The 13,939-nt window shown below is 30.4% G+C and carries 10 protein-coding genes; 7 read left to right on the top strand and 3 right to left on the bottom strand.

Features of this window, described 5'->3' with window-relative positions:
* Window positions 1–66: 66 nt before the first annotated feature.
* The gene (gene ung / locus WA327_RS10770; protein ID WP_336069589.1) at window positions 67–732 is read right to left on the bottom strand and encodes a uracil-DNA glycosylase; all 666 of its coding nucleotides are present in this window, start codon (window positions 730–732) and stop codon (window positions 67–69) included.
* A 380-nt stretch (window positions 733–1,112) separates the two neighbouring features.
* On the opposite strand from ung, the gene WA327_RS10775 reads away from it, so the two are divergent.
* The 3 genes from WA327_RS10775 (at window position 1,113) to WA327_RS10785 (ending at window position 5,726) form a co-directional block, all read left to right on the top strand.
* Complete coding sequence (locus WA327_RS10775; protein ID WP_336069592.1) at window positions 1,113–2,603, top strand: YfcC family protein; 1,491 nt, start codon at window positions 1,113–1,115, stop codon at window positions 2,601–2,603.
* Window positions 2,604–2,616: 13 nt separating this feature from the next.
* Window positions 2,617–3,450: an HNH endonuclease domain-containing protein gene (locus tag WA327_RS10780; RefSeq protein ID WP_336069595.1), complete on the top strand. Its 834-nt coding sequence runs from the start codon at window positions 2,617–2,619 to the stop codon at window positions 3,448–3,450.
* Between the two features lie 101 nt (window positions 3,451–3,551).
* Complete coding sequence (locus WA327_RS10785; RefSeq protein ID WP_336069598.1) at window positions 3,552–5,726, top strand: endonuclease MutS2; 2,175 nt, start codon at window positions 3,552–3,554, stop codon at window positions 5,724–5,726.
* 38 nt (window positions 5,727–5,764) lie between these two features.
* Here the strand turns inward: WA327_RS10785 and WA327_RS10790 are convergent, their stop codons facing one another.
* Complete coding sequence (locus tag WA327_RS10790) at window positions 5,765–7,330, bottom strand: thiol-activated cytolysin family protein (protein ID WP_336069601.1); 1,566 nt, start codon at window positions 7,328–7,330, stop codon at window positions 5,765–5,767.
* A gap of 357 nt (window positions 7,331–7,687) precedes the next feature.
* Here WA327_RS10790 and WA327_RS10795 point away from each other — a divergent pair, with 357 nt between their 5' ends.
* From WA327_RS10795 to WA327_RS10810, 4 genes are all read left to right on the top strand, one after another.
* Window positions 7,688–9,499, top strand: coding sequence for a tetratricopeptide repeat protein (locus WA327_RS10795; RefSeq protein ID WP_336069604.1), 1,812 nt, complete (start codon window positions 7,688–7,690; stop codon window positions 9,497–9,499).
* A 20-nt stretch (window positions 9,500–9,519) separates the two neighbouring features.
* Window positions 9,520–9,939, top strand: a complete 420-nt coding sequence (locus WA327_RS10800; protein ID WP_336069606.1) for a DCC1-like thiol-disulfide oxidoreductase family protein — start codon at window positions 9,520–9,522, stop codon at window positions 9,937–9,939.
* A gap of 38 nt (window positions 9,940–9,977) precedes the next feature.
* On the top strand, window positions 9,978–10,331 hold the full coding sequence (locus WA327_RS10805) for a hypothetical protein (RefSeq protein WP_336069608.1): 354 nt from the start codon (window positions 9,978–9,980) through the stop codon (window positions 10,329–10,331).
* Between the two features lie 267 nt (window positions 10,332–10,598).
* Window positions 10,599–12,704 (top strand): mucoidy inhibitor MuiA family protein, encoded by a 2,106-nt coding sequence (locus WA327_RS10810; RefSeq protein ID WP_336069610.1) that lies wholly within the window; start codon window positions 10,599–10,601, stop codon window positions 12,702–12,704.
* A gap of 77 nt (window positions 12,705–12,781) precedes the next feature.
* Here the strand turns inward: WA327_RS10810 and WA327_RS10815 are convergent, their stop codons facing one another.
* Window positions 12,782–13,939, bottom strand: a complete 1,158-nt coding sequence (locus tag WA327_RS10815; protein ID WP_336069612.1) for a flavohemoglobin expression-modulating QEGLA motif protein — start codon at window positions 13,937–13,939, stop codon at window positions 12,782–12,784.

The following is a 13,939-nucleotide window of genomic DNA, read 5'->3' on the forward strand; positions in this document are numbered from 1 at the left end:
GAAGAGAGGTGATTTTTACTTTAGTAAAAATCGGAGAGTTTGACCTAAAACGCGAAGCCGTTTTTTTTACCAATCAATCACTTCAAACCCATAATCCTTCAAAATAGAATTAGTCTTACTAAAATGTTTATTTCCAAACCAGTATCCACGATTAGCACTTAAAGGCGACGGATGACCCGACGTTAAAATATGATGTTTTTTAGCATCAATAAGTTTGGATTTTTTCTTTGCAAATCCGCCCCAAAGTAAAAATACAACGCCTTCTTTTTGTTCACTTATGGTTTTGATTACAGCATCTGTAAAGGTTTCCCAACCTTGTTTTTGATGGCTACCAGCTTCATGCGCTCTAACCGTTAATGTTGCATTTAATAAAAATACACCTTGTTTTGCCCAACGTTCTAAATTGCCACTTTTTGGATATGGTCTATTGACATCGGTTTCAATTTCTTTAAAAATATTAATTAAAGATGGCGGATGCGCAATACCATCATTGACACTAAAACACAATCCGTTGGCTTGATGGTAATTATGATACGGATCTTGACCAATAATCACGACTTTTAATTGGTCTAACGGACATTTTTCAAACGCATTAAAAATGAGGTTTCCTGGAGGAAAACACTGATGTTTACTATATTCTTCCTTAACAAATTCGGTTAAATTTTTAAAATACGGTTTGTCAAATTCGTCTTGTAAAAAAGGTTTCCAACTTGGGTTAATGTCTACGTTCATAAGTTTGTAAATAAAATGGTATTCTTCTAATTACTGAAGTGCTTTCAAAGATAAAAATAATACTATCTTTATTTTTTAAAAAGCTTTGTCATTTCGACCAATAGGGAGAAATCACATTATTCATTATAGATTAGTTTGATGAGATATCTCACATGCGTTCGATATGACAATATTAAAATAAAATAGCAACAGTCATTTCGACTAAAAAGGAGAAATCACATCCATTATTGCAACAAGTGAAATGTGATGTCTCACTTACGTTCGATATGACAAAAAAAAATAATTATCAAGTTGAACTAGCCTGTGCTGAGCGCAGTCGAAGTATCGAAGCATCTTTAAATTAAAAACAGTTCTCAGATTAAAGTGAGTATTTAATACATATGAAAAAACTAAAATTCCCTTCAGCGCAAACCATCTTACTAATCATCGCAGGATTAGTAACGTTATTAACTTGGGTGATTCCCGCAGGAAAATACGAGACTTTAGGTTATAACAGTGCAGATAATACCTTTACCAGAACAGGTATCTCAACAACCGAAACCTTACCTGCCACACAACAAACTTTAGAGGATTTAAATATAAAAATTCCGTTAGAAAAATTTACAAGTGGTGATATTTATAAACCTATAAACATCCCAAAAACGTATCACCAATTAGAAGCCAAGCCACAAGGGTTTTTCGATTTTGTAAAGTCGCCAATAAAGGGAATTATTGAAGCGGCAGATATCATTTTTCTGGTGCTAATTATTGGTGGATTAATTGGTGTTATCAATAGTACTGGCGCTTTTGATGCTGGTATTGGTTGGTTAGCTAAGATGTTAAAAGGACGCGAGTTTATCCTCATAATTTTAGTGACCATTTTAGTTGCTGCTGGAGGAACAACTTTTGGTTTTGCTGAAGAAACCATTGCCTTCTTCCCTATTTTAATTCCTGTGTTTTTAGCTGCGCGTTACGATGCTATTGTTGGTATTGCGTGTATCTTTTTGGGTAGCGCTATTGGTACCATGTGTTCTACGGTTAATCCGTTTAGTGCAATTATTGCAAGTGATGCTGCTGGTATAAGTTGGACAACTGGTATTTGGGGACGATTTTTTATGTTATTAGCCTGTTTAACTATTGCTTTAATTTATATTATTCGCTACGGTAAACGCGTACAAAACGATCCTAAAAAATCTATAGTTTACGACCAACAACAACAAATTGCAGCACTATTTACACACGATAAAAAAGCAGTAAATTTTAATAGCAGGTTACGCCTATCTTTATTTGTATTTGCGTTGTGTTTTGTCATTATGATTTACGGCGTTGTCTTTTTAGAATGGTGGTTTATAGAAATGACAACCACATTTTTAGTAGGCGCAATTATTATAGGTGTTATTGCAAAAATTAAAGAAACCGACTTTATAGACACTTTTGTTAGAGGCGCAAGCGATTTATTAGGTGTTGCACTAATTATTGGTATTGCACGTGGTGTTACCGTAATTATGGCAGATGGATTAATAAGTGATACTTTATTGTATTACGCTAGTTCTGCAACAGAAGGCATGAATAAAGGTGTTTTTGCAAGTGCAATGACCGCCATTTACGCAGGATTATCCTTTTTTATTCCAAGTAGCTCTGGTATGGCTGTATTAACTATGCCAATTATGTCTCCGTTAGCCGATAGCGTTGGTGTTGGAAGAGAAATTGTAGTGAATGCCTACCAATACGGTATGGGATTATTTTATATGATTAACCCAACAGGCTTGATTTTAGCCTCTTTAGCTGTGGTAAAAATTGGGTTTGATAAATGGTTGAAATTTATAATGCCTCTATTTATCATTTTAGTAGTCTTTACTTTAGTGGTGATGACGGTTTCTTGTTATGTTTAAAATAATTTAATTTATGGATGAAAAATTAGTAAATCAACTTAGTTTAAATGAAGAAAAACTTGTTTTTGGAATAACTAATCTTAAGACTAGATTAGCAGAAGCTGAAATAGACGCAATTAATTATTTTGAAAAGAAATGTCCTTATTGTGGAAAAGGTCTTTTTGATGAAGGAATTAGGAAAAAATATGAGTTAGACCATTTTTATCCTCTATCAAAAGGAGGACAAGATTTCCCTTGGAATATTTTACCTGTTTGTAGAAGCTGTAACAGAAGGAAAAAAGATAGTTTACCATTCAATTACTTAAATGAAGAAACATATCAAAAGTGTTGGGCTTATTTAGAAAATATTAAAAATAAAATTACTAATTATCATAGTAATTCAATTCAGAATAGTGAATTGACAAAAAAGCTTTGTGAAAAACTAAATAAACATCAAATAGGAGTTAAAGAGTTTACAGATAGTATTTTAAAAATATATAATTTCTTTCCTGAAAAACCGATTAAAAAAGAAAAGTTACTTGATAATACTCTTAGTTTAGATTTAGTAAAAGAGTTTTTTATAAAAATAGAATCTGAATCATTTTCATTTATGAAGTTTGATCAAGATGAAGGGTTAATATTTTTTTCTATTGGAAGAGCTATTGAAGTTATTAAAGGCAAAAAAAAATCTAGTTTTCACAATTATTACTATTCCAAATTAAGAAAAACATTAAAATCATTTGATGAAGTCATTATCGAACACGGAAAAACAATGAAATTAAACGGATCTCCGACTAGAATGACAATTTATGATTACAAATCAATGGATGAAAATTTTAAAGAAATATTTAATATTTTAATTAATTAAACATTCACTTTTATTTTGTAAAACTTCAATTCCCTACCTTTGCAACGCTATAAAAGAATTAACCAAGCGTTGAAAGTTCTGCAAAAGCAGACAGGATAGACATGATAAACATTCATCAAAAAACATTACAAGATTTAGAGTTTGCTACCGTTTTAAACCAAGTTAGTGAGTATTGTATCACTGCTTTGGGTAATGAGGCTGCGCTTTCTATTTCGCCATACAAAGACAAAGAAACCTTACTGTTTTCGTTACAATTAACTAACGAGTATATTTCGTCTTTTTATAACGATAATCGCATACCAAATCATGGTTTTGACCCAATTACCAAAGAGTTAAAACTACTAAATATAGAAAACACCTTTTTAGAGCCACATAGCCTTAAAAAGCTGGTTTCTATATCGTTAACCAGTAACGATCTAATCAAATTTTTTAAAAAGTTTGAAACCTATTATCCAAATTTACAGCAGTTTAGCAGTAAAATTGAAGTCACTACAGACATTATAGACAAAATAGATAGCGTTGTTAACCGATTTAACGAAGTTAAAGACGATGCGTCACCAACCTTGTATGAGTTACGCCAACAAATAAACAAGTTAAAAGGTAAAATAAACTCTAGTTTTACCAGTGCTTTAAACCATTATCATAATTTAGAATATCTTGATGATATTAGAGAATCTGTAGTCGATAACAAGCGTGTTTTGGCAGTAAAAGCCATGTACAGACGTAAGGTTAAAGGTGCCATTATGGGCGGAAGTAAAACTGGAAGTATTGTTTACATAGAACCAGAAACCACTTTACAACACACCAGAGAACTTAATAATTTACAATACGAAGAAAGCGAAGAAGTAGTACGCATATTAAAAGATGTGACCAATTACGTTAGGTTTTATTTACCGCTTTTAGAGTTATACCAATCGTTTTTAACTAAAATAGATGTGATTTCGGCAAAAGCAAAATATGCCAAATCGATGAATGCGATTTTACCAGAAATCACAGAAAACCGAGAGCTGTACTTACGTGATGCTTTTCATCCTCTACTCTATTTAAACAATTTAGAAAAAAAGGAAACAACGCATCCACAAACTATTGAGCTAAAAGATAACAGTCGTATTATTGTTATTTCTGGTCCAAATGCTGGTGGAAAAAGTATTACATTAAAAACCGTTGGTTTATTGCAGGTCATGTTGCAATCTGGCTTGTTAATTCCGGTGCACGAGCGTAGTAAAGTCTGCTTATTTGACCGAATTGTTAGCGATATTGGTGATAATCAATCTATTGAAAATCATTTAAGTACCTACAGTTATCGCTTAAAACAGATGAATTATTTCTTGAAGAAAATAAACAAGAATACACTGTTTTTGATAGACGAATTTGGTACAGGATCGGATCCAGAACTTGGTGGTGCGTTAGCCGAAACGTTTTTAGAAGAATTTTATGCCCGTAAAGCATTTGGAATTATCACGACGCATTATGCTAATTTAAAACTATTAGCTAATGAAAAGAACGAAATGATTAACGCCAACATGATGTTTAACGAGCGCACATTAGAGCCTATGTACAAACTGGCTTTAGGACAAGCAGGAAGTAGTTTTACTTTTGAAGTTGCGCAAAAAAACGGGATTCCGTATAGCTTAATTAACCGAGCAAAAAAGAAGATAGAACGCAGTAAAGTACGTTTTGATGCTACCATTGCTAAACTTCAAAAAGAACGCGCAAAACTTGAAAAAACAGGCGAAAACCTAAAGAAAAACGAACAGAAAAAGCAATCTGAAGCGGATAAGCTAGAAGAGATTAATGCTAAAATTCAGAAAAAATTAGAAAGCTATCAAGAATTGTATGATAGCAATCAGCGTTTGATTTATTTAGGTCAAAAAGTAAATGATTTAGCCGAAGGTTACTTTAATAATAAGCGTAAACGCGAATTAATGGCAGAGTTGTTCAAGTTAGTACAAATTGAAAATTCTAAACGCAAAAAACAAACCGCCAAACAAGCTAAAGTCGAAAAAGCAAAACAACAACAAGTCAAAAAAGAAGCAGAGAAAAAGGTGGAAGTGATTCGTAAAAAAAAGAAAGAAGCGAAGAAAAAAGAAGCCGAAAAACCTGCTCCACCAAAACCAGTTTTAAAAGTTGGTGACCGCGTACGTATGGAAGACGGTAAAGCTGTTGGAAGTATTGATAGTATTGACGACAAAGGAAAAGCTATTGTTAACTACGGTATTTTTACGACCAATGTAAGTTTAGACCAATTAGAATTGGTAGAAGCAGTAAAAAAATAAATAAAAAAACCATAGCTAAGAACTATGGTTTTTATTTGTTAGTTACAACCTACAGAGCCAACTGTTGATGCTGCACCGAAGATATTTCCTCCTGTTAACTTATAGCATTTTTCTGAATTGATATAGCCTAAATCATAGTCATCAATAAAATTCCATCCACCAGATCCAAACTGATATTCAAATTCAACTTCAACTTCATGAGCACCATTAGGAGGAGTTTTACTAAGTACATCACCTTGATTTAAAAAATAATAACTTGATGTAGAAAAGTTATTTTGATTTTGTGCTTTGTACTTAAATCTAAATCTACAATCATGAAAAGAATCATTTTCAACAGTTACTTCATCGTGATAAAAAGGAGTGCTTCCACATTCTTCAACAGTATATTCGGTAGTGTAGCCCATTTTAGCTAGTGTATTATCTTTTAAATAACGTATTTGATATCCGATTGGCACACCAGGGTTGCTAGCACTATATACAGCATTTTCACCAGTAATGATATAATTTAAAGAACCAGGACCTTCGTTAATATTTGCTGCATTAATGGCACTTGTTGCAACTTCTGCATTACCTCCTATAGTAATTACATCTAAAGATGAATTAGAAATGATAGATTCATATTGTGCATTAACATCTACTGCAGCACTTACACCTGTTGCATATTTAAGTACTGCATCTAGGTTTATTGAAGTGTTAGTGTTAGAGGTTTGCATTCTTACCATAATAATTCTACCATAAGAAACTGAGCTTACATATGCTGGCGGCTCTACATTATCCATCTTATTTTGAACCTCGTCTAATGTGGTTGTTGCGCTAAAAAAATCTGAAGGATTTAAAGGTGTATTTACATCTATAGTGTAAAAAACTTGTTTAAAAACAATAGATGCCACACGTTGCTCAGTAGAGCTTTCGTATTGTAATTGTGATGCAAAAGATCCTGTAGCCCATTCTACATTTACACCCAAATCTAAACCTAATTGTATTGAAGAATATGATGTTGCAGCCGTGTAAGATGAATTTGCTGCATTTACGTAACCTTCTTGATAAGCATTATTATTCCACCATGATAAGGCGTTATCGACTTCTGTTTTAACATTTGCACTTCCAGCAGGGTTATCTACAACTATAGTTCCGTTAGCTCCTAATCCAGGTAAATCTAAGGTTAAAGTAATAGGAGCTCTAGAAATTGCTAATGGTGTAGGTGCTCCATCCAACATACCTTGATCACCTTTTACTAATGCGCCTGGATAGATAATTCCGTTAGTTGGTCTTAAAATAGACACTTCATCAAAATTTGACTTTAAATTAAAATCTCTAATGTTACATATTTGTACAGTTCCCATGTTGGGTGATTGAGGAATTGTTTGATTAGATGTCTCAATACGTTGGCTAGAAGCACCTCCAGTATCCTGTACATTTAACATGCTGTCTGAATTATAAGATAATCCCGCAATATATTGATTGATACTAGTAGCATCAGGATTAGTCTGGTTTTTAGGATCTAAATCTTCATTTTCACTACAAGAGATTATAAAAAAAAGACTTAACGTTATTGTACTAATAATTTTTGGGACTAACAGATGGTTTTTGATACTTGTTTTCATAATAAAATATTATTTGTGGTTATTTCCATTTTAGATGCTTACATAAAAGAAGTCTGCAGCCTTCCATTAAGTAAGTCACCACAAATGGTGTCTAAAGACATCTCAAAACTAGAAGTTAATGTGTGTAAAATCTAATTTTAAGTATAGACAAAGTATGGACAAGCATTAAATTTATTGTATAGACAAGTTTAAATAAAATAAAAATAAGTAATTGAAAAACAATATTTTAACAGATTAAAGAAAGTAGAATATTATGGACAAAGTACCTGCTTTAATATCAAAGCATAGGACACTAAACTTGCAAATTGTAAATTAAGTAAAGAGATTTAGTAACTTAGTCAGAACAAAATTAATACCATGAAAAAACTATTAATTGTATTCTTTATTTTGTTTTTACAAGTTTCATTTGCTCAGAATGCAGTTTATGATTTACCTGAAAAACCAAAATTATTAATAGAACAAGGAAAGAAATGTTTAAAAAATGATAAAGCTAACTGTAATACATTTTTTGATCAAGCTATTAATGCTTCATTAGCAATTAAAAATGATAGTATTTTAGCTCAAACATATTTTGAAATATGTAACGTATTAGATTTAGTTGGAAATAGTAACGATCATATAAATTACGCTAGAAAAGGTTTAACATTAGATGGCAAAAAACATCCTTTAGTTACAAATAGGTTATTACGAGAAATAGGTTATGCTTATTCTAAAAACGGAACAATTGATAGCTTAATACCTATCTATAATAAAGCTGTTTATTGGGCAGAATATGCTAAAGACAGTAGTGAAATAGCAATAAGCAGAATTAGATTAGCAAGTGCTTACAGACGTATTGGAGATATAAAAAAATCTATACAACTATTATTAGATACAAAACCATATGTAAAAGCAAGTAATGATATACATAGAGAAAGTGGCTTGTTATTTACTTTGGCTAACGCCTATAACTCTAACGGAGATAATGAGTTAGCTATTTCATATTTTAAAGAAGCTTCAGAAGGATTTTTAAAAGCAGGAGACAAAAAAATGTATGCTGCAACTTTAATTAGTATAGGAATTGCAGCAAATGATAGTGGTAATCAACAATTAGCATTAGAGAAAATACCAGAAGCCATAAAAATAATGAAAATAGAAGAAAATGAAAGTGGTGTTTTGTATGGACAATCTCATTTAGCGTATGCTTATTATTTAAATGGAGATATTGAAAAATCTATTCAATTATTTAAATCTTCAATTTTACAGTCCATTAAATTTGATAATAAAATTTTAGAAAATATGAATAGGCGTTATTTAGCACAAGCCTATTTAGATAAAAATAAAAACTCTTTAGCGTTAGAACAAACTACTTTGGTATATAATGAAGAAAAGACGCGAGGTATATCTGACGCCTATCTTTCAGCATTAAAACTACACGCAGAAGCTTTAGCGTTAAATAATCAAAGTGATGAAGCGGTATCCGTTTATAAAGATTATATAACTACTAAAGATTCAATTTTTACTAAAAAAAAAGAAATAGAAATTACGAATCTAAGAGAGCAATTTGAATCAGAAAAAAAATCTGCACAAATTAAATTGTTAGAAAAAGATATATCCCTAAGTAAACTTCAAAAAAAAATATACGCAATTGGTATGATATCTTTTTTAGCTATTGCTAGTTTACTCTATTTTGGGTTTAAACAAAAAATAAAAAAAGACAAAATAGCTAATCAAAAGCAACAAGAAATCTATAAACAAGAAATAGAATTTAAAAAGAAAGAGCTTGCATCACAAACACTTCATTTAGTTCAAAAAAATGCTTTTATACAAGAATTAAAAGAAAACTTAGAAAAGATAAAACAATCTCCAGAATTATTTAAAGTAGAGTTTAGAAGAATTGTTATGCTATTAAAACGTGAAAGCGCCGAAGATAGAGATTGGGAAATATTTAAATCATATTTTTCAGAAGTACATAATGACTTTGACCATAAAATTAAATCTATTAATGTAGATATTTCTGAAAAGGAAATTAGGTTAGCTTCATTTCTTCGTATGAATTTAACAACTAAACAAATAGCATCTATGCTTAATGTATTGCCTGACAGTGTTTTAAAATCAAAATATAGACTTAAGAAAAAGCTTAATTTAGATAAAGATCAGGATTTAACAGAGTTTTTAAATAGCTTGTAAAACTTGCATTGTATTTTTGTATGGTGAATCAACTTCCAAAACATAAAAAATTAATCCTTTTTGATGGTGTTTGTAATCTTTGCAACAGTTCTGTGCAATATGTGATTAAACACGATAAAAAAAACACCTTTATGTTTGCGCCGTTACAAGGTAAAACTGGTCAAGACATCATTAATAAATATAATATTGATACTGAAAAAACAGATTCAATTATATTATATTCTGAAGACAAAGGACTTAAGGTGAAATCTACAGCTGCACTATACATTACTAAAGATTTGGGCTTTCCTTCTGCTCTACTTGCTATATTTTTGATTGTTCCTGCTTTTATTAGAAATTGGGTTTATGATTTTATAGCCAAAAACCGCTACAAATGGTACGGTAAAAAAGAGGCTTGTATGATTCCAACACCAGAATTAAAGAGTAAGTTTTTGGAGTAATATTGTTCTCGATATGATATTTAAAAATAAATAGTATAATGAACACTAAAAATCAAAAAATATTAGCATTTTCAATTTTAATTTTAGCTATTTGTATAGGACTTTATAAGAATTATTCTGATAAAAATTCATTATCAAAAAAAGGTGTTACAACTACAGGAAAAGTTATTAAATTAAAGCATCTTAATAAATCTTCTTATGATTTAGTTTATCAATTTTATATTGATAGTGTTAAAATAGAAGAAAGTACAATTACCTCTTATTTTGATATTAGTAAAATAAAAAACAAAAGATTTAAAGTTATCTATTTAAAAGACAATCCAAAAATTAGTGATATTGACTTAGGAAAATATAATAGCTATAAAAAGTATAGACCTTTTTACACTGAATAATATTTAAATTAAAACGAATAACTCACCTAAAGCATAAGTTTACTTAATCAAAAGTTCACTTCCCTAAATATACTTTTTACAGTTTTCACATTCAAATTACCTTTGGTTAGAGGTTGATAAAAAGTCTCAAGGCATTACGGTCAGCTCAAGCCTTACTTCTGTTAGTAGGGAATCGATTGAGTTCTGATAAAAGGCAAGTCTACCCTATTATTAGCTTTTAATGAATGGACTATGTAATGCTTTGAGACTTAATTTAAAACAAAAATCATGAAATACAAACTATTACTACTAGCCCTATTATTTTCAGCATGTCTTTATGCCGATAACCAAAAACCTAAAACCACTTTAACTGAAGTTACCGTTTATTTAGAAGGTGCGCAATTGACAAGAACAGCATCAATAACCTTAGAAAAAGGAACCACAGCATTTACTTTTGACAAGCTTTCACCTTATATACAAGAAAGTAGTATACAGATTTCAGGATTAAAAGATGCAACAGTGTTATCTATTAATTATGGTGTTAATTATTTATCAAATGCAGAAAACTCTGAAGAAGTTGAAACTCTTAAAAAGAATATAGAAACACTTAAAGATAGTATCACTTTTGAAGAAAATTTAATTTCTGGCTTTATTGAAGAAATGACACTTATTCAAAATAATCGGAAATTAGGAAATGAAAATGAAGTAGTTAGCCTAGAAAAGCTAAAACAACTTACAGACTATTTTAGAAAACGAATTACTGCAATAAAAACAGACATTTTTAAGTCTAACAAAAAAATAGCAGATTATAATAAAACTATCAATGATTTAACAAAACAGTTACAAGCGTTTAATGCTGAAGAAGATATTAAAACGGGTGAAATTACAGTAAAATTAAATACAGATGTTACTACCAATTTAGACTTAATTATTAAATACAATGTTACGCAAGCAGGTTGGTTTCCTATTTACGATTTAAAAGCCGAAAAAATAAATACACCCTTAGAATTAGCATACAAAGCCCATGTGTATCAAAACACAGGTAATAATTGGGATAATGTACAGTTAACCTTATCTACTAGTGACCCTAATACAAATAATATAAAACCAGATGTAAATCCAAAATATTTAAATTTTATAAGTAAGTATAGTGCATACAATAGTAACTCTGTTATAAAAAGTTACAACTATAAATACAACCCAACAATTAAAACGGTATCTGGTGTTGTTAGTGATGAAAATGGATTACCTCTTCCAAGTGCAACTGTTTTAATTAAAGGGACATCTATTGGTACCACTACTGATTTTGATGGCAAATACACAATACAAGTAGAAAAAGGGCAAGAATTAATATTCTCTTATGTTGGTTATGAAACTAAAAATATTGCTATACATTCAACAACAATTAATACTAATTTATATCCAGATAATAATACTTTAGATGAAGTTATAGTTATAGGTTATGGCACAAATAATATTAGTAATACAAATTCTAATTACACGAATAAAGTAAGAGAAATGGCTAAAAAGGAAGATTGGGATGATGAACCCGCAATTAAAATTAGAGGTGTCGGAACGATTAATCCAAATAATCCTCCTTTATTTGTTGTCAATGGTGTTGTAGTTAGTCAAAATGAAATTTCAAATATAGATCCAAATAGTATTTTGAATGTAGAAACATTAAAAAACTCTAGTGAAACTGCAATATATGGTTCAAGAGGAGCTAATGGTGTTATAGTTGTTACTACTAAAGAAACCACCTCTAACGGAGACACCATAGAAGAAGGTATTACAAACACACGTTTTGAAATTAAAAAACCATATACTATAGCTACTAATGGCGACATAACCGTTATTGAGATAGAAAAATATGATGTCCCTGCCAAATACAATTATTTTACAGCTCCTGTCATAAACGAAAATGTCTTTTTAACAGCCAAAATTGGTAACTGGGAACAATACAGATTACTACCTGGAGAAGCTAACGTTTATTTTGAAGGTAGCTACTCTGGCAAAACCAACATAAACCCCTTATCTACAACAGATAGTTTAACAGTATCACTTGGAGTAGACCCTAATGTGGTTGTAAAAAGAACTCAGCTAGACGATTTTAAAAAGACCACTTTTATAGGAAACAATAAAGTAATTAATAAGGCTTTTGAAATTGAAATTAAAAATAACAAAGCAAGTGCAATAGATATTGTGTTGCTTGATAGAATCCCGATAAGTCAAAATAAAGAAATTAAAATTGATAATATCGAAACAGAAACTTCTAATTATAATGAAGATAAAGGCATTATGAAATGGAAAATTAATCTAAAATCTCAAAAATCTGAAAAACATAAATTTTCATATACTGTAAAATACCCCAAAGAAAAACGTGTCAACTTATAAATATTGAGATGGTTGGTTGTTTTGAAACCTTGAAACCTATTCTATTTGAATGGTTTTGAGGTTTTTCAATTTTTATGCTACTTCAAACTATTCAATATAAAATCAAAATTCTTATTTTGATTATCGTTTGTTAAATATGCATCTGTGTAGTGAATAGATGGAATGGCTAAGCCTAATTCCTGCATTTTTAATATAACGTCTTTATATTCTAACGTCACTTTTCCTGTCAATAAAACATTTAAATCTTCTCCTGATTTAGCATAATCATAAACCTTTTTTAAACCGGTTAAATACAAATGATCTTTTGTAAATCCGCCACCACGATGCACACGCAACGTTACTATAAAGGCTTTATCACGGTTTAATTTATATTGATTGTGAAGTAAGTCAAACGTATCTGAAAAACTATATCCTTTTGCTAAACTATCTGCAGCTATCACACGATACGCTAATTCTTTTAATCTGGTAATGGTTAAATTACCTGACATATATTCAGAATACACGGCTAATCCTTCTTGGGTTTCTACATTATTAGGAAAACCGTTAGAAAACACTTTTAAAGGCTGAGATAATCCGTTAAACGTAGTAACCATGTGTACACCAATTTCATGATTGGCTAATACTGCTAATTGATTTTTACTAAACTTATGATTACGACGTAATAGTAAAGTTTTAGTATTGTTTTGCACCATTGCTGCTGCAGAAATATTAGTCGATTTTTTTATAGTAAAATCAAAATCATAACGTTTACGATAATCTTCAAAGTAAGCTATAGCATCGTCTACGTTGTAAAGTGGTAATAAATCTTCTTCAAAATCACTATCATCAAAACGCAGGATAAACTTTGCATTTTCAATATCTCTTTCGGTTGGTGTACCAAAACTTTTTAAACTATTAAAGTAGAATTTTCGTCCTTGACCAATGGTTTCAATACACTCTATTAAGCCAGAATATTCGTAAATAATGTCTTTGTAAAGCTCACGAATACTTTCGTCTTTTATACGCTCTAATCGTTGCGAAAAAAATAATCGATGCAATTTGTAGCCATTAAATCTAATTTTTGGGTATTTAAATTGTGGCTCGTAATTATATTTAGAAGAAAAGAATTGTTTTTTCTCGCTTTCAATATTTAAAGGATTGATGTAATTAAGTAATTCAATCTTTTTGACCAATCGATTAAGATTAGCGTCAATATCAAATAAGTTTTGGTATTTTTCTTCTAAAGTAGATGTCAT

Origin of the sequence: Mesoflavibacter sp. CH_XMU1404-2, from assembly GCF_037029465.1 — a bacterium.
Taxonomy (GTDB): domain Bacteria; phylum Bacteroidota; class Bacteroidia; order Flavobacteriales; family Flavobacteriaceae; genus Mesoflavibacter.